The following is a 21,728-nucleotide window of genomic DNA, read 5'->3' as shown; positions in this document are numbered from 1 at the left end:
ATGAGGCTACGAAAAAGTGACCCTCGGAACAAGACGAGCACTAGTAATCGGCGTCGCCAACTACGAGAATATAAGTAGCCTCCCTGAAGCCGTGCTGAACGATGCCCGGGATACCGCATCCGTCCTCCGGGCAGCAGAGTACTGCGGCTTCCCGCCGGACCAAGTCCAGGTCCTCCTGGACGACCAGGCAACCTTGCAGGGCATTCGATCCGGCCTGGCCGACCTGGCATCAACGTCCACGGCAGAGGACACCGTCGTCATCTTCTTTTCGGGACATGGCGGCCGATTCTCCACAGGCGTTGGCGATACAAGCGCCCTCCTCCCTGTGGACTTCCAGGCCAATGATCTTCCGGGAACGACCCTCCCCGAAGTTGAGCTCACTGCAGCACTCGCCGCAATCAAGGCACAACGGCTCCTGGTACTGATCGACGCCTGCCACGCCGGCGGAGTGGCCGTGCTGAAGACACACACCGACGAAGACCCTATCCACCCCGGGTTCAGCGAAAAATCTCTCCAACAACTCGCCCAGGGAACCGGCCGCGTCGTCATTGCCTCATCGCGCGCGCAGGAATACTCCCTGGTACTGAACGGCGCGCGTAACAGCGTTTTCACTCAGTATCTCCTCGAATCGCTTGAAGGAAAAGCGCGTACAACGGGAGACGGTCTCATTCGGGTCTTCGATGTCTTCAACCACGTCGCCGAAAATGTCCGCATAGCCTTTCCCGGGCGACAGCACCCCATCTTCAAGGCCTCCGACCTGGAAGACAACTTCCCCGTCGCACTCGACCGCGGCGGCCTGAAAGCTTCGACCCCCGCACAACCAGTTCAGCCCGACCACTGGCGCACGATCGAAACCATCATGGCCGACCTGTACCCCGCCGGTCCGACCGATCAGGAGATCTGGGCCCGCGCAGGCGGAGACATCTCACGCCTGAAACTCCAGGGAACCGGCCGCGCGAACTGGTTCGCCGCACTACGCAACCTCAAACTCGGCGGAGGTGGTCAGCAGATCAGTCTCCGCACACTGCTCGACACTGCAACCGACGACTTCCCGCACCATCCCGAACTCACAGCCCTGAAGGCTCGAGAATAGGTGCACCATAACGCTCGTTCTGAATTTCCACTGGGAGATATTGGGCTCTGCGGACGGGGCTATGAAGATGCGGAAACCGCCAGCTGTCGGCTGCGAGTTTATGCAGGCAGTCTTCTCGGGTCTGTCTCCGCTGGTCATCAAGGATATGACCGACAAAGGTGAGCGGATCTTGGTGCGGGCATGACCTTCGCTGGACACCGCGCTCTGGCCCGGTGTGCGCGGCCTCGTCGCGGCGCATGCACGGCTCTCACTGGCGGACCGTCGCGGACGCACCGGTCGATGCACGGCGGGTTGTGGCCCGTGTGCCTCACTTCGACCTCCCATTGTACACATTATTTGTGTACCTTTAATGCATGGAGACCATCCCGCTTGGAGAACTGAACCACCATCCGTCTAAAGTCACAGCGAGGGTTCGTGCAGGTGAGACGCTCGTCGTCACTGAGCACGGCAAGCCTGTCATTCGCATGTCCCCCGCCGAAGAACCCACGTCAGCCCTGGACCAACTGATGGCGACCGGCCACGTGCGTCGCGCAGTGAATCCAGGCGCGCTGCCCGAGCTGATCAGCGATCTGGCCGAGCTGCCATCGCTGTCGGATGCGCTGATCGCCGAGCGCGACCGGGAGCGCACGCGTTGAGCCTCTACTACATGGACACCTGCGCTCTGCTGAAGTTCGTACAGCAGGAGGCAGAGACGCAGGCGCTTCGCAGCTGGCGGGCAGGGCTGGGCGTCGACGGTCGTCTCGTAACCTCCCAGCTGGCCGGGGTCGAGATCGCGCGCACCTTCCGGCGGGCCGGTGTCGACCGGCAACGCGTGCCGTTCCTGGTCGGCAACACGCTCGCCGGGATAGACCAGATCATCCTCAGCGACGACGTCCTGGCCCGCGCCGCGGGCTTCGAAGTGCAAAAACTCGGCACTCTCGACGCCATCCACCTGGCCACCGCCGCCCCTCTGCACCGAGAGCTGGATGGCTTCGTCACCTACGACAAGGAACTGGCGGACGCTGTCTCGGCCCTCGGCCTGCCGCATCTCGCACCTTCATGACGGAGCCGGAACAACTCGCCCGCCCGACAGGTCCGGCGTGCCCTTCCGCAGGGGGCTTCACCAACGCGAGGCACGACCGGCCGCAGTAGCCGACCAGAAGTCATTACAGACTGCCGGGGCGCACCCTGACCGAGCGGACCGGACCCGTCTGTTCGGTAGCACTCTGGCGTCCTGCACTGGGCATCCGGAGGAGCGGACGTGCTAGTCCTCGTCCTGCTCGCCGGGCTCGCCGGGCTCGCGGGGCTCGCGGGGCTGGTCGTACTCCCCCAACAGCCCCTCGATGCACTGGTTGTTGATGGCCTGGCGGTAGTCCAGCCACTTCGCGTACCGGGACAAGGGGACCTCGACGCTGTTGCCGGCCCACTGGGCGACCTCGGCCGGGTCCGCGCCCGCACACAGCGCCGAGTGCCGAGTGCCGCAGATCGCACGGCCGCTTCGCGAGCGGCGTGATGGACAGCGCCGGAAACAGGGCAACGTCGCGGCTCTCGCACCAGACGGTGGTAGGTGGAGTAGCTGACGACCCGGCCCTGCTCGGTGCGAACAGCCGCCCGTCGTCGGCCGTACCGAACGTGGCGACATGCTCCCTCCACATCGCCACCAGATGCGGGGGCAACCGCACCACCCGCGTCTCCCCCGGCGGGCGGTTCTTCAGCCCCCGCTCATCATGGAACTCGCCGGTGTCGGTCCACCGTTTGCCCGCCTGCGGCCGAGTACGGTGCAGGATCAACCGCCCCCACCCGGTGCGGGGCAGCCGGCAGTCCGGCAGCGCCACCGCGACCGCCTCCTCCGAACGCAGACCCGCGTAGTACATGCCCCCACTCGCGCGGGCGGTAGCCGTTGCGTTGGTTGACGCATTCCTCGCTGACCTGCCCTATTCGGCGTTGCAGAGAGCGTCATCCTCGGCGGACATGAGGGCGTCGGCGAACGTCTTGGCCATTGCGCGCAGTAGATCGGGACTCGCCGCGGCGCCGTCATCGTGCTAATCCCCTTCGAGGCTTCGACACTTCAAAGATCAGCCGGTGGCCGTTCATCTATGCGGCCCCCCAGCCATGCTCAGCCAGCCCGAGCACCACCTCCTTCGCCAGCTCGGCGAACCGCTACGCCAACGTGTCTGTCCCGCCGGCGCACGACATCCGGATAAGGCGGAGCCTGGCGATTACGGAGCGATGCGTCGCGAAGTCCGATCCAGCAGCCCGCTGGGCCCGGTGCACATCGTTTTGCAACTCTCTGAACGCCGTCTGAGGCAGGACGAAGACCCCGGAGATGTTGAACCCGGTATCGATCTTGTTAAGCAGGATCCTGCGAAGGTCTCTCCAAGCACTCTCCACCGCGATCTGCTGCTCGGAATGCCTCTCCTCCGGAAGGACGCGCAGTCGCTCCAACTCGATGACCAACTTGTCCACATGAATCTCAAGGCTCGTGGAGAGCCGACGGACCCGAGTGAACACCTTCAGCGACGCAGCCACGCCTGCCAGGCTCAACGTGACCATGGTCCCGAACACGACAGTCTTGTACTCGCTGCGCTCCCTCAATCCCTGGAGCAGAAAGAACAGCCCCGCCATCCCGCACCAGATGACAGCGACCCGCACCGGCGCGGCTCGGCGCAGCCTTCCGCGAAGACGCTCGTATGCGAAGCCCGACGGCTCGAAAGCGGACCCGTACAAGGAGTGGTACGTCCACACGAGGAACAGAAGCATCGATGCCAGGCCGCGATCCTGGGGACCCAACAGCAGGCAACAGAGGACAAACAAGGCGACCAGGCTCAGGTAACCGATCAAAGGCACGGTCGTGATCCGCCGCTGCTCCTTCCGCGGCAGCGCCTCAAACCAAGGGCGCATCAACCATCCGGCAGCGACACAAGCGACGCTCGCCAGCGCCAAGCAGATCACAGCGCCTCGTCCTGAGCCGATCATCACCATGATCAACTGAAGTGCCACGAAAGGGAATGCGAGCGCATGCCCCACGGCGAACTGCCACGTCTCTGAATGCCCTCGCAGCCAGGACTTGAGAAGGTCCTTCCACGAGCTCAGATTTGCACCCAGGCGCGAGTGCTGAACTGCTGCCATACCGTCCCCCTGTAAAACGTCAAGCACCGGCGCCAGCCAACTCTACGAACTCCTCATGGTGGTCATGCCGGCAGTGGCGCAGATTGACTTCAGGTCGGGGTAGCCAGGGCTGGTGGTGCGCGGAGGCGGACGGATCGACCGCCGAGCAACAACAGGTTCGTGCGGCAATGGCAGCACTGTGCCGCTCACGGTTCTCGGTCATTCCTCTTGGTTCGTCTCCGTGCCGGCACGATGGTGCCGCGGCATGACACGGCGCAGCCACCGAGAGGCAGCACCGGCGCGCAGGAGGTCTTCATAGGTATCGCGCGACTCGCACCACGTTCCCATGGCCCTGAAGCGAAGCTGGAGTGTGCCCGAGCTTCCTGCAGGGCTACTGAGTTCGAGACGGCATTCACGGTCGTATCGCGGATCGGCCCAGGTGGCGTCGCATTGGCAGTGCCGCATGTCCACGCTCAGCGGCATGCCCCACCACGAGTGGACGAGAAGATCAACGAGGAGATCGTGGGGTGGCTGCACACCCGGGTCGTGGCGCAGCTCGAACTTCCAGTCGTCCCAGGTGACCCAGTACCGAGTGCAATAGGCGGCGCCCGCTTCGTGGAGGAGTCCTACCCGACGGAGCAGGCCGCTGGAAAGCCAGGAAGAGCTTTCCGTCGCCAGGCACCACTCGGCATGCGCGGCGCGGAAGTCTCGTTCCTGCTCGGCGAACATGGGATCGCCCCAGCAGGGCCGGTAGCCGGAATCCGTCAGCTCTCTGTGCCGTGTGTCGAGGAGCGCCTTCCAGTCGGTATCGCCAGCGCTGGTGAGGATCACGCTGGCGGAGGTGCCCACAAGAGTGAGATGGAGAGCAGTCCGGGTTGCCCGAACTACCCGGATGCCCTGCACGCCGATGATCTCCGGGTCGTCTTCGGATCGCTCCGACGCTGGGAGTTCGACGGGAAGCAGGCCCTCCAGCGCATGGGCGGCGAGCGTATGGCCATGCCGCGTCGAGGAGGCGTCGAGCGTGAGGGTGAGGCTGCCTGTGGCGGGCAGAACCGATGTGATTCCCACGGGGTGCGCGAAGTAGTCGACGTCTCCCTTGAGGTGCTGGAAGACGAGGCCTTCAAGGAGTTGCTGGGCGCCTTCGGCCGTTGGGATCGGCCGGTTTCCGGGTGCACGGTCCTTGAGCTGCCGGAGAGCCGCTTGGTGGCCAATTCCTGTGTACTGCTGGTAACGCCTGGCGTTGCGGTCGGCGTGTCCTCGGGGCATAGCTCTCTCCCTGGCGCATGGCTGCCAGCCGCCGACCCAGCGCGGCCAAGTACAGGACGAGAGTGCGTGATCGGGATCTGTTGATGCATCTCGGATGGAGCAAAGAACGGCTCCTTCGTCCCGAGACACCGCGGTCGGTCAGTGTCGGGAGGGGCCTTCCGAAAGGCCGAGCTCACCATGCACCAGGCGGTATGGCGATGTCACGCTCTGATGGCACCCTGTCACCTGTTTGGTCTGTCAGCGGGCCAGGCGGGTGCCAGGCGCTCACGGTCTGCCAGCAGTTGTCCGCTGTATTCGCCGAGGAACTCGGCATAAGAACCGTCCCGGCGCCTCGCCAGTTGCACCAAGCCATTCTGCTGGGGCCCCGCTCTCGACCCGCCCCGCCCTCCTTCGGACCGCGGGCGGGCTGCGACAGATTCTCGACCTAGTCGGCAGCCTCCCGCCGCCTGACGGCGACTGCCAGCCGTCGGTGCCGGACGCCCGCCCGAGCAGGCCGTACGCGTGCGCCGCCGAGACCAGCGTGACGTGATGGTGCCAGCCCCGGAACGACGCGCCGCCTTGATGTCCGGTGACTGGTCGCATTCAGGCCAGCGTCACTGGCTCCGGGAGCAGGGCAAAACGGCATGCGGGTTGAAGCAGGGCCGCATATCGGATCATCCTTGCCACTATGAGTCTTGTCTCCGCCTCCTTCGACCTGCCCGTCACGGGCGACTACGCCGGTGATTGGGCCCTGGTGGACGTGGAGACCTCCGGGCTCATCGCGCGGCGGGACCGGGTGCTGGCCGTCGCAGTGATCACGATCGGACCTGACGGTGAGCAGACCGGCGAGTTCTCCACACTCCTCGACCCTGGATGCGACCCGGGGCCAGTGGAGGTGCACGGGCTGACCGTCGAGCAGCTGCGGGGTGCGCCGACCTTCGACCAGGTTGCCGGTCGGATCGGGGCGATGCTCCAGGACCGGGTCCTGGTCGCCCACAACGCCCAGTTCGACTACGACTTCCTGGCCTACGAGTTCGCCCGCGCGCGGATGTGGCTGCCGGTGTCCCAGCGGCTGTGCACATTGGCTCTGAACCGGCAGGTGGACCCGCCGACGGACGACATGAAGCTGGGCACACTGGCCGCCCACTACGGCGTCCCGCAGCAGCGCGCGCACGATGCGCTGGACGACACCCGGGTGCTTGCCGGGATCTTGCGGGCTTCGCTGCGCGAGGCAGCGCGGCTCGATCTGCCGTTGCCACTGGTGAGTTGCCCGCCACGGGCGGAATCGCGGTTCACGCCGAAGCCACCCAAGACACCGTGCGCCTACCGCAATCCAGGGCGGATGACCCCCGGCGGGCCGCTGCTACAGGGGATGAAGATCGCGATAACCGGTGAGACCGCACATGCGCGGGCGGAGCTCGTCGGGCGGGCTGTCGCGGCCGGGCTCAACATGATGACCTCCGTGAGCCGGCACACCAGCGTGCTCGTCACCAACGAGCCGGCGACGCAGTCCGCGAAGGCCCGACGTGCAGCCGCCGAGGGCGTGCCGGTCATCGACGAGCACACGTTCCTGCGGCTGTTGGCCGACGTGCAGAACGGGACAGTGCATGAGGCAACGGTTGCTGCATCTCTGACCGCTCCGTCAACGACAGAAGTTCAGGCCACCGTGCCAGAATCCGATGCTGCGTCCGTCCCGGAAGTGTCCGTCCTGACGCCATCCGCCCCAGGCATAACTGTCCCCGTTCCGCACCAACCCGGCGAAGCGGACAGCAGCTTGGTCGGGCCGTTGATGAGCCGCCGCGTGCTGGTGCTTGGCGGTGCCCACGCCGATGCCGCCGCAGCCCGTAGCCGCGTGGTCGAGTTGGGCGGGTCCGCAGCGGTCAACCTGTCCACGAGTGTCACCGACGTCGTCGTCCTCGCCGACGGCGACAAGGACCGTCGCATGAGCCGCATCACCGCTCTCGGACTTGCCGTGCACGACGCGGAATGGCTCATGTTCCCGATTTCCACCGACCTGGACACTGCGGTCAGCAGACTGAAGGAACCGCACGTGCTGCCGCGGGGCGGAGTCATCGATTTGCCCATGCCTGCCGGCCAACCGGCGCCCGAGTGGTACATCACAGCCACCTGGGCTCCGCAGAGCGACTGCGAGATCGACGTTGTCGCCTTCATGCTCGACGAGGACGAACAGGTCCTCTTCGACGAGGACTTCATCTTCTACGGCGCCCCGGAAAACCCCGCCGGGACTGTGCGGCTGCTGACCGGCGGACCCGCCGAACAAACCATCGCACTTCATCTAGCATCCCTGCCGCCCGCGACGCGGAAGGTCGTCGTCGCCGCGGCCATCGACGGCCTGGCCACCTTCGGGGCAGTTGGCCCGATCCAGATCGGTGCGGCTCCCGGCACCAGCGGCTCTCCCCTCACCCGCGCCACCCTCGATGCCGCGACAACCGAACGCACCCTGCTCCTGGCAGAGATCTACCGCAGAGGCCCCATCTGGCGCCTACGAGCCATCGGCCAGGGCTACGATCACGCACTCGCCTCTCTCGCCCGGGGATACGGAGTCGACATCGCCAACTAGGGGCAATGCCGTTGTACTAGAGCTCGTCTTCAAACGGATCTTGCTCAGAGCAGGACTGACGCGAGTGTGACCGCCGCTTCGTAGGAGGTGGCGGTCTTTTCGTATCGGGTTGCGATGCCGCAGAAGCCCTTGAGCCGGTTGAAGCAGCGCTCAACGATGTTGCGTTGGCGGTAGATCTGCCGGTCGAACACTGGTGGTCGCCCGCCACGGCGGCCGCGGTTGTGCCTGTGTCACTGCTGGTCGGTCTTCTCCGGGATGGTCTGCGCGATGCCGCGTCGGCGCAGTTAGGCGCGGAGGCCGCGGGAGCTGTAGGCCTAACGCGCAGGGTTGCAGCAGGCTGGTCGTGACTGTTTGTACTGGTCAGAGCATGATCATGCCCTCGACCGGATTCCGTGTTCTCCGTGGCGCTTCGGCTGCCTCGTAAGCGATGGATGAGGCGGAAGGGACCTGCATGTCGCCCGCGCCAGCCCGAACATCCAGAACCCCACGCACACCAGACCCCTGACCTGGGACTTCACGGCACAGGTGATTCGGATCCGGTCACCGACCGCGGAAGTCCAGCTCGGGGCGCGGACTGTCCGGCGCCGTCAACCGCGTCGTCCCTAACGACGACCTGGGTCTGGAAGCGACTGGCCTCGCGCGCAAGCTGGCCAACGACCCCACACGCGCTCACACCGTACTCAAGTGCAAACCAGGCGGCTGCGCTTCGTAGCCAGCGAGGCCCACTGGAAAGTGCTGGAAAGAGGTGCCATCTCCCACTGCCCTACCATTCGATCTTGAAAAATGGTGGAAAACCGCAGGTCAAGTCCACTCCGTCAAAGTCGTCATCGCATGGTTCATGAAGTTCATCTCGACCAAGAGCTTCATGCCCTTCGTCTGGTACCGCATCGCCCTCGGCATCGTCATCATCGCCCTGGTCACGATGGGCGTCCTGAGCCCCCACGCGGCGGAGTCGGCGGGCTGAGTCACCGGCGGCCCGCACCAGACCGCCCCGCAACCGGGCGCCCGCCCCGAAGTCCGTGACCCATCGCATACGTTGTGCGTAGCCGTCCGGTAGCGGACTGTCAGTGCTTGCGCCTAGGCTTGTGCGCATGTCCCCCGATTCCGTGACCCGTGGTTCCGTGCGGTCTGCTGCCGAGGTGAACGAGCAGATCCGGGCGCTCTGGATGCGTGCCGGCGGCACGCTGTCGTCACAGGAGCGCGCGGAGTACGAGCTGTTGGTGGTCGAATGGGCGGCCGCGATCCGCGGTGACGTCATCAAGGCGGCCTGAGCTCCCAGGAAAACGGCGCACCCCTCGAAGTGAGGTCATGCCTTGAGAGCGATCGTCGTGGGCGCAGGCATCGGCGGCCTGACCGCGACACTGAGCCTGCTCAGGGCAGGCCATGACGTGACCCTGGTCGAGCAGTCGCGGCAGCTCACCGAGATCGGCGCCGGCATCCAGCTCGCCCCCAACGCCACCCGCGTACTGCGCCGGCTGGGGCTGCTCGACACCGTCGCCGAACACTCCACGCGCCCGGCCCACATCAGCTTCCGCACCTGGTCCGACGGCTCCGAGATCTGCCGTTACGTCATCGGCCGCGAGGCGGAGGAGGAGTTCGGGGCGCCGTACCTCCAGATCCACCGGGCCGATCTCCAACGCGCCCTGGTGGGCGCCTTACCGCCCGGTGCCCTGCGTCTGGCCACCGCCGTCGTGGGGATCGGCCAGGACGACAGGGCGGCCCATGTGACCACGGCGAGCGGCGAACGCCTGGACGCCGACCTCGTCGTGGCCGCCGACGGCATCCGCTCCGCCGCCCGCCAGTGGCTCTTCGGCGCGGACGAGGCGGTGTTCTCGCACACCGCCGCCTACCGGGCCCTCCTCCCCGCCGCGGAGGTCGCCGACCTGGATCTCCCCGAGTACGCGGGCTGGCTCGGCCCGGACCGCCACGTCGTCCACTACTGGCTGCGCGGCGGCGAACTCCTCAACATGGTGGCCGTGTTCGTGACGGACCGGCCCGCCCAGGAGTCGTGGACCGCGCGGGCCGAACCGGGTGAGCAGCTGCGCACCTTCGCCGGCTGGGACCCCCGGCTGCTGACCGTGCTCGACCGCGCCGGCCAGGTGTTCCGCTACGGCATCCACACGCGCGCCCCGCTCCCGCGCTGGAACCTCGGCCGGGTCACGCTCCTCGGGGACAGCGCCCACGCCATGGTGCCCTTCCAGGCCCAGGGCGCCGCCCAGGCCGTCATGGACGCGGCCGTCCTCGGCGACTGCCTCACCGACACGGCACCGGCCGAGGTGCCCGAGGCGCTGGACCGGTACGTCCGCAGACGGGCCCCGGCGGCCACGATCGTGCAGGCGAGCTCCGCCCGCGCGGGCGACGACTACCACCTGCCGGACGGCCCCGAGGCCGAGGCCCGCAACACCCGCATGATCGCCCTCACGGCCGAGAACAGATTCGGCCCGCACTCCGCCGCCTGGCCCCTCGACATCCTGACCGACAGCTGACCGCCCGCCCCCACCCACCAGCCACCCCGATCCCCCCCACCATGCAGGCGAACTCCGCCGCCGCCGACGCCGACGACCCCAGGCGACGGCCCCGCGACATTCGCCCGCAGCACCCGCATGATCGCCCTTACGGCCGAGAACAGATTCGGCCCGCACTCCGCCGCCCGGCCCCTCGACATCCTGACCGACAGCTGACCGCCCGCCCCCACCCACCAGCCACCCCGATCCCCCCACCATGCAGGCGAACTCCGCCCCCGCCACCGACGACGACCCCAGACCCGACGGCCCCGCGACAGACGCCCGCAACTTATTGCCCGCCCCACACTCACCGGCCGTCCCGATCGTCCCCCGCCCCGCCCTCCGAATGTCCCCGCACGCCCCTTGGCTCGGCTCGCCCCATGCCCAACACTGAGCCGATGACGCAGCGTGTGGAGCTCGCGACCGTGATGGACCGGCTGACCGTGGACGCACTCGTCACCGAGTACGCCGTGGCCGTGGACGACGGCGACTGGGAGGCTTACCGAGGGCTGTTCACCTCGGACGGGCGGGCCGACTACCGCTCGGCCGGCGGGATCGAGGGGGACGCGCACCACGTCGCCGCCTGGCTCGCGGAGAGCCTGCGGCTGTTCTCGATGCGCCAGCATCTGATCGTCAACCGCCGCGTCCGGTTCGACACCCTGGACCAGGACACCGGCGACACGGCCGTCGTCCAGGCCGACTACATCAACCCCATGCGCCTCGCCGACGATGCTCCCTCCACCGCACCCGACTTCGTCTGCGGCGGCCGCTACGTCTTCGCGCTGCTGCGCACGGACGACGGCTGGCGGCTGCGCGAGGTCGTCGTGCGGGAGAAGTGGCGTCGTCTGCCGGACCCCCGGCCCGCACCTGTGATCAACTGAGCCGACACCCTCGGGTGGTCAATCACACGCACACTGGTCACCCGCACGGGGTAGGAGGCGCCGTATGAACCTGTTCGGCCACTGGCTTGCCTCCCCGTGGCGGCGCTCGACCGTCGCGGTGCTGGCAGGCGCCCTCCCCGTCCTCGCGTTCCCGGCACCGTCCCTGTGGTGGCTCGCCTACGTCGCCCTCGTCCCCTGGATCGCGCTGATCCGCTCGGCTCCGACGGCGAAACGGGCGGCCTACGACGGCTGGGCCGGCGGTTTCGGGTTCATGGTGGGGATGCACCACTGGCTGCTGCCGAGCCTGAGCGTGTTCATCTTCGTCATCGGCGCCCTGCTCGGCGCGCTGTGGGCCCCGTGGGGCGCGCTCGTCCGGCACTTCCTGGCCGGAACTCCTTCGCGCGGCCGGATCGCCGCCGCCCTGGCCGTACTGCCGTCGGGCTGGCTCGGCATCGAACTCGTCCGCTCCTGGCAGGGGCTCGGCGGCCCCTGGGGCGTGCTCGGCGCCAGCCAGTGGGAGGTCGCGCCGGCCCTGCGGCTGGCCTCGGTGGGCGGGGTGTGGCTGATCAGCTTCCTGATCGTGGCCGTCAATGTGGCGCTCGCCGTGCTGGTGACGGTCCGCGAGTCCCGGGTCCCCGCGGTGGCGGGCCTGGTCGCCACCGCCGCCGTGACCTCGGCGGCCTGGATGTGGTCGCCGCGTCCCGACACGGGCGGCAGCACACGGATCGCCGTCGTCCAGCCCGGTGTCGTCGACGGCCCCGACCGGCGCCTCGCCCGCGAGGAGCAGCTGACCCGCGAGCTCGCGGGGCAGGACCTCGACCTGATCGTCTGGGGCGAGAGCAGCGTCGGTTTCGACCTGGGGGACCGGCCCGACCTGTCGAAGCGGATCGCGGCGCTCTCCGAGGAGACCGGCGCCGACATCCTCGTCAACGTGGACGCCCGCCGCTCCGACAAGCCCGGCATCTACAAGAGCTCGGTCCTGGTCGGCCCCGGCGGGCTCACCGGCGACCGCTACGACAAGATGCGCCTGGTCCCCTTCGGCGAGTACATCCCGGCCCGCTCGCTGCTCGGCTGGGTCACCTCGGTCGGCAAGGCGGCGGCCGAGAACCGCAGGCACGGCTCCGAGCAGGTCGTGATGAACGTCGGCCACGGCCTGAAGGTCGGTCCGATGGTGTGCTTCGAGTCGGCCTTCCCCGACATGAGCCGTCATCTCGCCGAGGACGGCGCCCAGTTGCTGATCGCCCAGTCGTCGACCTCCTCCTTCCAGGACAGCTGGGCCCCCGAGCAGCACGCCTCGCTGGCCGCCCTGCGCGCAGCCGAGACGGGCCGGCCGATGGTGCACTCGACCCTGACCGGGGTCTCCGCGGTCTACGACGCGAGCGGCCGGCGCGTCGGACAGTGGGTCGCCACCGATGCCAGCACCGCGCGTGTGTACGACGTACCGCTGGCCACCGGGACGACACCGTACGTCCGCCTCGGCGACTGGCCGGTGTACGCGGCGCTGCTGGTCCTCGCGGTGTGGTGCGCCGTGCAGCTGGTGCGGCGGTTCAGGCGGCCTGCTCCCGCACCGCGCGTACCACCCGCTCGCACAGCTCATGGGTCGCCAGCGCGTCCCGGGCGCTGAGCACCTTTCCCGCGCGCACGGCGTCGAGGAAGGCGAGCACCGCCTGCTCGATGCCGCGCTGCCGGGCCACCGGCACCCAGTCGCCGCGCCGCCGCACGGTGGGCTGGCCCTTGTGGTCGACGACCTCGGCGAGATTGAGGACCTGCCGCTTGGTGTCCTGCCCGGACACCTCCAGGATCTCCTCGGCCGAGCCGCTGAGCCGGTTCATGACCCCGAGCGCGGTGAAGCCGTCCCCCGCCAGCTGGAGCACGACGTGGTGCAGCAGGCCGTCCTCCACGCGCGCGCGTACCGTCACGTCGTCGACCGGCCCCGGCACCAGGAACCGCAGGGTGTCGACGACGTGGATGAAGTCGTCGAGGATCATCGCGCGCGGCTCCTCCGGGAGCCCGATGCGGTTCTTCTGCATGAGGATCAGCTCGCGCGGGTGCTCGGCGCACTGCGCGTACCCGGGGGCGAACCGCCGGTTGAAGCCGACGGCCAGGCTCACGTTCCGCCGCTCGGCGAGCGCCACCAGCCGTTCGGAGTCGGCGAGTTCGTAGGCGAGCGGCTTGTCGACGTACGTCGGTACGCCCGCCTCCAGCAACCGCGTGACGATCTCGGGGTGCACGCTCGTCGGCGCGTGCACGAACGCGGCGTCGAGGTCCTGGGCGAGCAGCGAGTCCAGGTCCTGGTGCCGTTGCCCCTCGGGCAGGTGGAGCCCGTCGGCGACCCTCGTCAGCGTCGCCGGGGTCCGCGTCTGCACATGCAGTTCGACGCCGGGCCGACCGCCGAGCACCGGCAGATACGCCTTCTGCGCGATGTCGCCGAGTCCGATGCAGCCGACCTTCACGTGGACTCCTCCAGTTGTCTGGCCAGGGCCTTGCCGGAAGCATACGGCGGCGCCGATGGGCCCCGGCCGGCGACCGGGAATTCGCTGGTTGTCGGGGATGAGCTGGGTAAGGATGCGGACATGACGACTCAGCGCGCCGAACCCCCGACCACCGCCGACGAACGCACCATGCTGGAGGGCTGGCTGGACTACCACCGGCAGACGCTGGCCTGGAAGTGCGAGGGTCTGACCGACGCCCAGCTCAGGACCGCCTCGGTGGAGCCGTCCACGCTCTCCCTGATGGGCCTGGTGCGGCACATGGCGGAGGTGGAGCGCAGCTGGTTCCGCCGGGTCCTGGCCGACGAGGACGCGGGACCGATCTACTACAGCGAGGCCGCCCCGGACGGCGAGTTCCATCTCACCGAGGCCGACACCTGGCAGGAGGCGTACGGCACCTGGCAGGCCGAGATCGACAAGAGCCGGGAGAACGCGGCCCGCTTCGGTCTGGACGACATCACCGTGGGCAAGCACCGCAGGACCGGCGAGCGGTTCAACCTGCGCTGGCTCTACACCCACATGATCGAGGAGTACGCCCGCCACAACGGCCACGCCGACCTGATCCGCGAGCGTATCGACGGCAGCACCGGCGACTGACGTCAGCACCGGGCGGCCCGGGCACACCGTACGGGGGCGGAGATCACCCGTGCGGGGCAACCTCCGCTCGTCCGCTGTCGCCGAGGCGCCCGAACCAGCAGAGTGACGCGGGTGCATCGAACCACGACTACCGCAACGCTCCTGGTCACCGTGGCTGTCTCGGCTCTCACCGGCTGTGTGACGGTCCAGCGTCCACCCGTGTCCGGGCCGCCGGCGACGGCACCGTCGCAGCTGCCGCTGCCGGGGCCGGGGCACGCCCGTCCGGACGGTCAGGCGGAGCCGCAGATCGTGCAGGCCCCGGCCCAGGAGGCGCTGTCCATGATCGACCCGTCCCCGTCCTCGCAGCCGGGGGGAACCACGTCCCGCGACCGGGCCCCGGGGACCGCCGGGGCCCCCGCGCGGCCGCAGCCCCCACAGCCGGCCCACGCGCATCCGGGACACCCGGAGCGCCCCGCGCGCCCGGCCCGTCCCGAGCCGTGGCACCCGGACGCCCCGCACCACCGCAAGCCGCGCGTCGAGATCCCGGACGTGGCCAGGTCGGCCCCCAAGTCGGTTCCCAGGGGCCCGAAGGACGTCTGTGCGCTGGGCAGGAAGTACGGCCGCTGGCAGGAGGGCAGTCCCGAGTCGGTCATCTGCGACCAGACCTACGGACGTTGAGGGACCCGGGGCTCAGGGCCGCTGCCGCGGCGGCCCCCACCTTCCGTCGCCGGCGGTTCCGCCGTCACCGAGCCGCAGCTCCAGTCTGCTGATCGCCGCCCGCACCCCGTCGCTGTAGTTGTCCTCCCCCAGGGCGTCCGCCGCACTGCGGGCCCGGCGCAGATGGGTGCGGGCGGCGTCCGCGCGGGCGAGCCGCACATAGTCGGCGGCTAGGTTGAGGTGCAGTGAGGGATACAGAGCACGCACGGCGATCGCGCTCTCGTGCCTGGCCGGCCGGTCGTCGGTGAGCTCCTCGGCGGCCGTCAACGCCCTGAGGTCCCAGGCGAGTTCGTCGCAGGGGTCGTCCTGGGCGTCGGCCATGAAGTGGGCCAGGGTGCAGCGGTGCAGCGGGTCGCCGTCCTCGCCGATCTCCGCCCACAGCTCCAGGAAGCGGTGCCGGGCCTCCTCGCGGTCCCCCGCGTGGCACAGCATGACGACCTGCCCGATCCGTGTCATCACGGCATCCGGCGCCGTCTGCTCCTGTCGCTCCGTCACGCGTCCTCCAGGCCCTGGTCGGGTGTCGTCGCTGTCCCTCCCGACGCTAGCCGTCCGCACCGACAATCCCGGTCAGGCGGCACCGGGCCCGGTCGGTGCGGCACCGGGCCGGTGGCGGGGTCAGCCGAGGTTCGGGATCGTCCAGTCGATGGGCTCGTGGCCCTGCCGGGCGACCGCCTCGTTGATCTGCGTGAACGGGCGGGAGCCGAAGAACTTCTTCGCCGACAGCGGGGAGGGGTGCGCGCCCTTGACCACCACGTGGCGGCTCTCGTCGATCAGCGGGAGCTTCTTCTGCGCGTAGTTGCCCCACAGGACGAAGACCGCCGGGTCGGGCCGCTCGGCCACCGCGCGGATCACCGCGTCGGTGAACTTCTCCCAGCCCTTGCCCTTGTGCGAGTTGGCCTCGCCGGAGCGGACCGTGAGCACCGCGTTGAGCAGCAGGACGCCCTGCTGGGCCCAGGGCATCAGGTAGCCGTTGTCCGGGATCTCCAGGCCCAGCTCCTCCTTCATCTCCTTGTAGATGTTGCGGAGGGAGGGCGGGGTCTTGACACCGGGGCGGACCGAGAAGCACAGGCCGTGGCCCTGGCCTTCGCCGTGGTACGGGTCCTGGCCGAGGATCAGGACCTTCACCCGGTCGTAGGGCGTCGCGTCGAGGGCGGCGAAGACCTCCTCGCGCGGCGGGTAGACGGGACCCCTCGCCCGTTCGTCCTCGACGAACTCCGTCAGCTCCTTGAAGTACGGCTGCTGCAGCTCGTCGCCCAGAACCCCGCGCCAGGACTCGGGCAGCATGGCGGTGTCGGTCACGTCAATTCCTCACGATGTGCGGTCACTTGCAGGCTTCAGAACCTACAGGCGCCCACTGACAATCGCCGCCGTGAGGGGCCTACCAGCTGGTCTTCCAGTACAGCTCCCACATCGTCATCATGGTCGCCGGGTCGATGACCTTCTCGAGACCGGCGATCTCCTCGTTCGCGGCCACGTACTGCTTGCCCTGCCACAGCGGGACCAGCCGGGCGTCCTTCACGAAGATCTGCTGGGCTTCCTCGATCTGCGGTGCCACGGCCCCGCGGTCGCTCTCCGCGCGCGACTCGGGGAGCAGTTTGCCGGTGATCTCGGGGGCGTCGTACGGGGTGCCGAGCGCGTTCTGCTTGCCCACGAAGGGTGCGATGAAGTTGTCGGCGTCGTGGAAGTCGGGGAACCAGCCGCGCCCGAACACCGGGTACTCGCCCTTCTGGTAGCCCTCGACGTAGGTCTTCCACGGGCGGCTCTTGAGGGTGATCGTGAACAGGCCGGAGGCCTCCAGCTGCTTCTTCAGCTCCTGGAAGGCGGGCTTCGTCGTCGAGCCGTAGCGGTCACTGGTGTACCAGAGGGTCAGCGGGACGCGCTCGGTGATCCCCGCCTCCTTGAGGAGCTTCCTGGCCTTGGCCACGCTGGGGTCGCCGAAGTCGTCGAAGAAGCTCGTGGTGTGGCCGGTGAGCCCGGCCGGGACCATGGAGTACAGCGGCTCGACAGTGTCCTTGTAGACGTAGTGCACGAGGGCCGGGCGGTCGACGATCTGGGCGACGGCCTTGCGGACCGCGGGCTTCGCGGACCACGGGTCGCGGGGGTTGAACACGAGGTAACTGATCTCGGTGGTGGGGTTCTCGATGAGCTGGAGCCCCTCCTTCTGCTGGTTGACCTCGATGTCCACGGTGTCGGAGGCGCCGAGTCCGCGGTAGACGACCGAGATCTGCTTGTCCTTGAGGGCTTTGACCATCTCGTCCGACTGCTTGAAGTAGCGGATGGTGACGGCCTTGTTCTTGAGGTCCGCGATGCCCTTGTAGTTGTCGTTGCGGACGAGCTCGGCCTTCTCGCCCTCCTGGAAGGAGTCGAGGCCGTAGGGCCCCGAGCCGCTGATCTTCCCGTCCTTGCGGATCGAGGTCGCGGAGTACTCCTCGGGGTCCACGATCGACATGGCCGGCGTGGTCAGCACCAGGGGGAAGGTGGCGTCGGGCTGGCTGAGGTGGAAGACCACCTCGCGGTCCCCCTTCACCTGCACCCGGGACAGCGTGCCCAGCAGGCCCGCGGGGCCGCCGTTGACGTTGATCTTCTTGATGCGGTCGATCGAGTACTTGACGGCCTTGGCGTCCAGGGTGTGCCCGTTGGAGAACTTCAGGCCCTCGCGCAGCGTGCAGCTGTACACGGTGCTCGACGCGTCCGTGAACTCACAGCGCTCGGCGGCGTCGGGCTCGGGGTCGGACCCGCCCGGGGAGTAGTTCAGGAGCGTCTGGTAGACGTTGCGGAACAGCTCCCAGGAGTTGTCCCAGGAGGCCGCCGGGTCCAGCGTGGCGGGGGCACTGGTGGTCCCCACGACGATCGCCTTCCCGCTGTCGGAGGAGTCCGAGGAGAACACACCGCATCCGGCCACCGTGGATATGGACACGAGTGCCGCGAGAGGCGGCAGGTATCGGTTCCGCTTGAACACGCGCTTGCTCCTCGAATGCCGTGCCGAGAGTCGGCAAAACATACCGCAGCGGTGCGCACACTCAACCGGTTCGCTCATAGGCGACTTGATCATCTCGTCGGTGATGACCCGGTAGTGCACCTGTGAGGCTTTTGTGCGTCGACACGGGCGCCGTCACTGTCAACGGACGCCCGTGCCGAGGCGACGAGGGTCAGCCCACGCCGGCGTTGAGGAAGATGCCGCCGTCCACGACGAGCGTCTGGCCGGTGACCCAGTCGGACTGCGCGGAGGTCAGGAAGGCCGCGGCGCCGCCGATGTCGGAGGGCACCCCGAGCCGGGCCAGCGGGTAGGACGCGGCGGCCTCCGCCTCCCGGCCCTCGTACAGGGCCTGGGCGAACTTGGTCTTCACGACGGCCGGGGCGATCGCGTTGACCCGCACTCCCGGGGCGAACTCGTGCGCGAGCTGCTGGGTGAGGTTGATCAGCGCGGCCTTGCTGACGCCGTAGGCGGCGATGAAGGGCGAGGGCGCGATGCCCGCGACGGAGGCGATGTTGACGATCGCGCCGCCGTTGTCCTTCTGCCAGGCGTGCCAGGTCTTCTGCGCGAAGCCGAGCGCGGAGATCACGTTGGTCTCGAAGACCTTGCGGGCCACGTTCAGGTCGAGGTCGGCGATGGGCCCGAACACCGGGTTGGTACCGGCGTTGTTGACCAGGTAGTCGATACGGCCGAAGGCGTCCATGGCCCGCTCGACGGCGGCGGTCTGGTGCTCCTCGTCGTGCGCCTTGCCCGCGATGTAGACGGCACGCTCGGCGCCGAGCTGCTCGACGGCCTCCTTGAGCGAGTCCTCGGTGCGGCCGGTGATGACCACCCGGTCACCGCGCGCGACGAGCGCCTCGGCGACGCCGTAACCGATACCGCGGCTGGCGCCCGTGATGAGCGCGACCTTGCCCGAAAGCTCGGGGAGTTGCGAAGTCATGGTCCCGTTTCCCTAGTCGAGCGGTCCGCCGGCGACGTACAGCACCTGGCCGGAGACGAATCCGGCCGCCTCACCCGTGAAGAAGGCGATGGCGTTGGCGATGTCGTCGGGCTCGCCCACGCGCGCGACCGGGATCTGGGTGGCGGCCGCGGCCTTGAACTCCTCGAAGCCCATGCCGACGCGCTCGGCGGTCGCGGCGGTCATGTCGGTGGCGATGAAGCCGGGGGCGACGGCGTTGGCGGTGATGCCGAACTTGCCGAGCTCGATGGCGAGGGTCTTGGTGAAGCCCTGGAGACCGGCCTTGGCGGCGGAGTAGTTGGCCTGGCCGCGGTTGCCGAGCGCCGAGGACGACGACAGGTTGACGATCCGGCCGAAGCCCGCGTCCACCATGTGCTTCTGGATGGCCTTGGTCACCAGGAAGGAGCCCTTGAGGTGCACGTTCAGGACGGTGTCCCAGTCGGAGACGCTCATCTTGAACAGCAGGTTGTCGCGGAGCACGCCCGCGTTGTTCACGAGGATCGTCGGCGCGCCGAGCTCCTCGACCACGCGCGCGATGGCGGCCTGCGCCTGGGTCTCGTCCGAGACGTCCGCGCCGACCGCGATCGCCCGGCCGCCGGCCGCGGTGATCTGCTCCACGGTGTCCTTGCAGGCGGCCTCGTCGAGATCGATCACGGCGACCGCGCGGCCCTCGGCCGCCAGTCGTACGGCGGTGGCGGCGCCGATGCCGCGCGCGGCACCGGTGACGACGGCTACCCGCTGCTCAGTGGTGGACATTGCTGATTCTCCTCGCCCTTGAGAACGTTCGGCCCGACCAGGTCGGTGAGCGACCGCTTAGTACCTTCGGCACGTGACGCTAGAAGCCCTGGCACGCGGTGTCAACGTCCCGCGGGACCGGTGTGATCCATTACCTCACCAGCAGGTCGAGCAGACGCTCAGGTTCGGCCGCCGGATCCAGGGTGAGTCCGGTGTGCACGGGGCCCGGCTGCACGACCGTGGAGCGGGGTGCGACGAGCCACCGGAAGCGGCGCCCGGCGTCGTCGCGCGCGGCCTGCCCGGCCGCCTCGCCGCCCGCGCAGACCGCTTCGACGCCACCGAGGGCGGCCCGGACACCCGCCACGTCCGCGGCGGGATCGAGCGCGCGCAGCCGGTCCTCGTCGAGGTGGGTACGCACACCGACGTACGCCTTCGCCCGGCAGTAGACGATTACGCCGGCGTTGATGGACTCGCCGCGCTCGACTCGGGGAACCACCCTCAGCAGGGCGTACTCGAAGACGTCCCGTTCGCTGGCCCGCCCGCCCTTGATGACGTGGCGCTCCACCACGCTGCCGGCCATGTGGATGTGGCGCTCGCTCACTTGTCCCCCTCGATGCCGGTGATGCGTTCGTGGACTGCGGCGGCCCGCAGGAGCAGGGGCCGGGCGTACGCCCTTCTGAGCTCGTCCGGGGTGTCGAAGCCGGGCTCGTCCGCCAGCCAGGCGTCCGGGATCTCGGCGGTGACCTCGGCGAGCAGGTCCTCGGTGACGCGGGGGGCCAGTTCGGCGGCGGCAGTGGCGAGATCCGGTGCGAAGGGCTTCAGGACGTGGTCCGAGGCGTCGTAGGGACGGGCGGCGGACTTCTCGGCGCCGGGCCAGTTGTGCTGCCAGATCATGGTCGCGCCGTGGTCGATGAGCCACACCTCGCGCTGCCACCACAGCAGGTTGGGGTTGCGCCAGGAGCGGTCGACGTTGTTGACCAGCGCGTCGAACCAGACGATCCGGCCGGCCTCCTCGGGGCTCACCGGGAAGGCGAGCGGGTCGAAGCCGAGCGCTCCGGAGAGGAAGTCCATGCCGAGATTGGTGCCGCCGCTGGACCTGAGAAGCCCCTGCACCCGCTCGTCGGGCTCGCCGAGCCCCAGGTCCGGGTCGAGGTCGAGGGTCAGGAGCCGCGGCACCCGGAAACCGAGCCGGCGGGCGAGTTCCCCGGCCACCACCTCGGCGACCAGCGTCTTGCGGCCCTGTCCGGCGCCGGTGAACTTGATGACGTACGTCCCGCGGTCGTCGGCCTCGACGAGCCCCGGCAGCGAGCCGCCCTCACGCAGGGGCGTGATGTAGCGGGTCGCGATGGCTTCCTTGAGCATCGCCCCAGGTTACTGGGGGGTGTCTGAACAACAGGCACTCCGGGGCCGTACCTCAGGGCAGTTCGGAGAATCCGTGGAAGGGGACGTCAACATGGCCAGCGAATCGATTCATCCCGCATCGGCACCCAGTCGCCGGGTCGTCGTGGCGGCGGTCGGCGCTGCGGGACTCGCCCTCACCCTGAACGCGTGCGGGTCGGGGGACGACTCCTCCTCGTCGTCGGACGCGCCCGCCGCCGGCAGCGCCCTCGGGAAGACCTCGGACATCCCCGAGGGCGGCGGCAAGATCTTCAAGGACTCGGGCGTGGTGGTCACCCAGCCGACGGCGGGCCAGTTCAAGGCGTTCTCGTCGAAGTGCACCCACCAGGGTTGTGCGGTGACGGGGATCGCCGACGGGGTCATTACCTGCCCGTGCCACAAGAGCGAGTTCTCGGTGGCCGACGGCAGCGTGAAGAAGGGTCCTGCGACCCAGCCCCTGCCCGAGGAGAAGATCACCGTCAGCGGCGACTCGATCACGCTGGCATGAGGT

Annotated in this window: 23 protein-coding genes and 2 pseudogenes; 12 read left to right on the top strand and 13 right to left on the bottom strand. The window is 68.6% G+C overall.

Annotated features, from left to right (window positions below):
* Nucleotides 1-16 precede the first annotated feature (16 nt).
* From H293_RS51040 to H293_RS0140625, 3 genes are all read left to right on the top strand, one after another.
* Nucleotides 17-1,093 carry a caspase family protein gene (locus H293_RS51040; RefSeq protein WP_033416248.1) on the top strand — a complete coding sequence of 359 codons (1,077 nt, stop codon included), beginning with the start codon at nucleotides 17-19 and terminating at the stop codon, nucleotides 1,091-1,093.
* 353 nt (nucleotides 1,094-1,446) lie between these two features.
* Nucleotides 1,447-1,728 carry a type II toxin-antitoxin system Phd/YefM family antitoxin gene (locus tag H293_RS55845; RefSeq protein WP_078612827.1) on the top strand — a complete coding sequence of 94 codons (282 nt, stop codon included), beginning with the start codon at nucleotides 1,447-1,449 and terminating at the stop codon, nucleotides 1,726-1,728.
* Nucleotides 1,725-2,135, top strand: coding sequence for a type II toxin-antitoxin system VapC family toxin (locus H293_RS0140625; RefSeq protein WP_020123510.1), 411 nt, complete (start codon nucleotides 1,725-1,727; stop codon nucleotides 2,133-2,135). The genes H293_RS55845 and H293_RS0140625 overlap by 4 nt, the downstream gene beginning before the upstream one ends.
* Nucleotides 2,136-2,336: 201 nt before the next feature.
* Here the strand turns inward: H293_RS0140625 and H293_RS60685 are convergent, their stop codons facing one another.
* The 4 genes and pseudogenes from H293_RS60685 to H293_RS0140610 form a co-directional block, all read right to left on the bottom strand.
* Nucleotides 2,337-2,471, bottom strand: coding sequence for a hypothetical protein (locus H293_RS60685; protein WP_020123509.1), 135 nt, complete (start codon nucleotides 2,469-2,471; stop codon nucleotides 2,337-2,339).
* Nucleotides 2,472-2,950: 479 nt separating this feature from the next.
* A pseudogene (locus H293_RS60680) lies at nucleotides 2,951-3,102 on the bottom strand (transposase); the annotation flags it as partial.
* A gap of 130 nt (nucleotides 3,103-3,232) precedes the next feature.
* Nucleotides 3,233-4,201 (bottom strand): hypothetical protein, encoded by a 969-nt coding sequence (locus tag H293_RS0140615; protein WP_158694504.1) that lies wholly within the window; start codon nucleotides 4,199-4,201, stop codon nucleotides 3,233-3,235.
* Between the two features lie 198 nt (nucleotides 4,202-4,399).
* Nucleotides 4,400-5,446, bottom strand: a complete 1,047-nt coding sequence (locus H293_RS0140610) for a hypothetical protein (protein WP_020123507.1) — start codon at nucleotides 5,444-5,446, stop codon at nucleotides 4,400-4,402.
* A 667-nt stretch (nucleotides 5,447-6,113) separates the two neighbouring features.
* On the opposite strand from H293_RS0140610, the gene H293_RS0140605 reads away from it, so the two are divergent.
* Nucleotides 6,114-8,006 (top strand): TerD family protein, encoded by a 1,893-nt coding sequence (locus tag H293_RS0140605; RefSeq protein WP_020123506.1) that lies wholly within the window; start codon nucleotides 6,114-6,116, stop codon nucleotides 8,004-8,006.
* A 44-nt stretch (nucleotides 8,007-8,050) separates the two neighbouring features.
* Here H293_RS0140605 and H293_RS55840 read toward each other — a convergent pair whose 3' ends face one another.
* Nucleotides 8,051-8,197, bottom strand: coding sequence for a transposase (locus H293_RS55840; RefSeq protein WP_020123505.1), 147 nt, complete (start codon nucleotides 8,195-8,197; stop codon nucleotides 8,051-8,053).
* A gap of 632 nt (nucleotides 8,198-8,829) precedes the next feature.
* Here H293_RS55840 and H293_RS55835 point away from each other — a divergent pair.
* From H293_RS55835 to lnt, 5 genes and pseudogenes are all read left to right on the top strand, one after another.
* A pseudogene (locus H293_RS55835) lies at nucleotides 8,830-8,970 on the top strand (undecaprenyl-diphosphatase); the annotation flags it as partial.
* Nucleotides 8,971-9,097: 127 nt separating this feature from the next.
* A complete protein-coding gene (locus H293_RS51025) occupies nucleotides 9,098-9,277 on the top strand; it encodes a hypothetical protein (RefSeq protein WP_020123503.1) in 180 nt (59 codons plus the stop codon).
* Between the two features lie 42 nt (nucleotides 9,278-9,319).
* Nucleotides 9,320-10,492, top strand: a complete 1,173-nt coding sequence (locus H293_RS0140585; RefSeq protein ID WP_020123502.1) for an FAD-dependent monooxygenase — start codon at nucleotides 9,320-9,322, stop codon at nucleotides 10,490-10,492.
* Nucleotides 10,493-10,908: 416 nt separating this feature from the next.
* Nucleotides 10,909-11,391, top strand: a complete 483-nt coding sequence (locus H293_RS0140580; RefSeq protein ID WP_020123501.1) for a nuclear transport factor 2 family protein — start codon at nucleotides 10,909-10,911, stop codon at nucleotides 11,389-11,391.
* Nucleotides 11,392-11,455: 64 nt separating this feature from the next.
* Entirely contained in the window at nucleotides 11,456-13,015 is a 1,560-nt protein-coding gene (gene lnt, locus H293_RS0140575; RefSeq protein ID WP_020123500.1) for an apolipoprotein N-acyltransferase, read from the top strand.
* Here the strand turns inward: lnt and H293_RS0140570 are convergent.
* Entirely contained in the window at nucleotides 12,939-13,844 is a 906-nt protein-coding gene (locus H293_RS0140570; RefSeq protein WP_020123499.1) for a Gfo/Idh/MocA family protein, read from the bottom strand. The two genes, lnt and H293_RS0140570, sit on opposite strands and share 77 nt — an antisense overlap.
* Nucleotides 13,845-13,964: 120 nt before the next feature.
* Between H293_RS0140570 and H293_RS0140565 the strand changes: the two genes are divergently transcribed.
* The gene (locus H293_RS0140565; protein WP_020123498.1) at nucleotides 13,965-14,477 is read left to right on the top strand and encodes a DinB family protein; all 513 of its coding nucleotides are present in this window, start codon (nucleotides 13,965-13,967) and stop codon (nucleotides 14,475-14,477) included.
* A gap of 198 nt (nucleotides 14,478-14,675) precedes the next feature.
* Nucleotides 14,676-15,134 (top strand): hypothetical protein, encoded by a 459-nt coding sequence (locus H293_RS0140560; protein WP_020123497.1) that lies wholly within the window; start codon nucleotides 14,676-14,678, stop codon nucleotides 15,132-15,134.
* A 12-nt stretch (nucleotides 15,135-15,146) separates the two neighbouring features.
* Here the strand turns inward: H293_RS0140560 and H293_RS0140555 are convergent, their stop codons facing one another.
* From H293_RS0140555 to H293_RS0140525, 7 genes are all read right to left on the bottom strand, one after another.
* On the bottom strand, nucleotides 15,147-15,668 hold the full coding sequence (locus H293_RS0140555; protein WP_020123496.1) for a hypothetical protein: 522 nt from the start codon (nucleotides 15,666-15,668) through the stop codon (nucleotides 15,147-15,149).
* A gap of 120 nt (nucleotides 15,669-15,788) precedes the next feature.
* Nucleotides 15,789-16,472, bottom strand: coding sequence for a uracil-DNA glycosylase (locus tag H293_RS0140550; RefSeq protein WP_020123495.1), 684 nt, complete (start codon nucleotides 16,470-16,472; stop codon nucleotides 15,789-15,791).
* A 79-nt stretch (nucleotides 16,473-16,551) separates the two neighbouring features.
* On the bottom strand, nucleotides 16,552-18,132 hold the full coding sequence (locus H293_RS0140545; protein WP_020123494.1) for an ABC transporter substrate-binding protein: 1,581 nt from the start codon (nucleotides 18,130-18,132) through the stop codon (nucleotides 16,552-16,554).
* 190 nt (nucleotides 18,133-18,322) lie between these two features.
* Nucleotides 18,323-19,087, bottom strand: coding sequence for an SDR family oxidoreductase (locus tag H293_RS0140540; RefSeq protein WP_020123493.1), 765 nt, complete (start codon nucleotides 19,085-19,087; stop codon nucleotides 18,323-18,325).
* Nucleotides 19,088-19,099: 12 nt separating this feature from the next.
* Nucleotides 19,100-19,861, bottom strand: coding sequence for a 3-oxoacyl-ACP reductase FabG (fabG, locus tag H293_RS0140535; protein ID WP_020123492.1), 762 nt, complete (start codon nucleotides 19,859-19,861; stop codon nucleotides 19,100-19,102).
* Nucleotides 19,862-19,991: 130 nt separating this feature from the next.
* On the bottom strand, nucleotides 19,992-20,441 hold the full coding sequence (locus H293_RS0140530) for a DUF3037 domain-containing protein (RefSeq protein ID WP_020123491.1): 450 nt from the start codon (nucleotides 20,439-20,441) through the stop codon (nucleotides 19,992-19,994).
* Nucleotides 20,438-21,202, bottom strand: coding sequence for a HipA family kinase (locus H293_RS0140525; protein WP_020123490.1), 765 nt, complete (start codon nucleotides 21,200-21,202; stop codon nucleotides 20,438-20,440). Before H293_RS0140525 ends, H293_RS0140530 begins: the two co-directional genes overlap by 4 nt.
* Before the next feature lie 91 nt (nucleotides 21,203-21,293).
* Here H293_RS0140525 and H293_RS0140520 point away from each other — a divergent pair, with 91 nt between their 5' ends.
* Nucleotides 21,294-21,725 (top strand): Rieske (2Fe-2S) protein, encoded by a 432-nt coding sequence (locus H293_RS0140520; protein WP_028808619.1) that lies wholly within the window; start codon nucleotides 21,294-21,296, stop codon nucleotides 21,723-21,725.
* The last annotated feature ends 3 nt before the right edge of the window (nucleotides 21,726-21,728 follow it).

Origin of the sequence: Streptomyces canus 299MFChir4.1 (assembly GCF_000383615.1) — a bacterium.
GTDB classification, from domain to species: domain Bacteria; phylum Actinomycetota; class Actinomycetes; order Streptomycetales; family Streptomycetaceae; genus Streptomyces; species Streptomyces canus_C.
Note: the sequence above shows the minus strand (reverse complement) of the source record. Positions and strands in the feature narration are given on the sequence as shown.

Excerpts from the sequence above, each read along its gene's own strand:
- H293_RS55845 (WP_078612827.1), top strand. The coding sequence starts at position 1,447 with ATGGAGACCATCCCGCTTGGAGAACTGAACCACCATCCGTCTAAAGTC.
- H293_RS0140615 (WP_158694504.1), bottom strand. The coding sequence starts at position 4,201 with ATGGCAGCAGTTCAGCACTCGCGCCTGGGTGCAAATCTGAGCTCGTGG.
- H293_RS0140610 (WP_020123507.1), bottom strand. The coding sequence starts at position 5,446 with ATGCCCCGAGGACACGCCGACCGCAACGCCAGGCGTTACCAGCAGTAC.
- H293_RS0140605 (WP_020123506.1), top strand. The coding sequence starts at position 6,114 with ATGAGTCTTGTCTCCGCCTCCTTCGACCTGCCCGTCACGGGCGACTAC.
- H293_RS51025 (WP_020123503.1), top strand. The coding sequence starts at position 9,098 with ATGTCCCCCGATTCCGTGACCCGTGGTTCCGTGCGGTCTGCTGCCGAG.
- H293_RS0140580 (WP_020123501.1), top strand. The coding sequence starts at position 10,909 with ATGACGCAGCGTGTGGAGCTCGCGACCGTGATGGACCGGCTGACCGTG.
- lnt (WP_020123500.1), top strand. The coding sequence starts at position 11,456 with ATGAACCTGTTCGGCCACTGGCTTGCCTCCCCGTGGCGGCGCTCGACC.
- H293_RS0140565 (WP_020123498.1), top strand. The coding sequence starts at position 13,965 with ATGACGACTCAGCGCGCCGAACCCCCGACCACCGCCGACGAACGCACC.
- H293_RS0140540 (WP_020123493.1), bottom strand. The coding sequence starts at position 19,087 with ATGACTTCGCAACTCCCCGAGCTTTCGGGCAAGGTCGCGCTCATCACG.
- fabG (WP_020123492.1), bottom strand. The coding sequence starts at position 19,861 with ATGTCCACCACTGAGCAGCGGGTAGCCGTCGTCACCGGTGCCGCGCGC.
- H293_RS0140525 (WP_020123490.1), bottom strand. The coding sequence starts at position 21,202 with ATGCTCAAGGAAGCCATCGCGACCCGCTACATCACGCCCCTGCGTGAG.
- H293_RS0140520 (WP_028808619.1), top strand. The coding sequence starts at position 21,294 with ATGGCCAGCGAATCGATTCATCCCGCATCGGCACCCAGTCGCCGGGTC.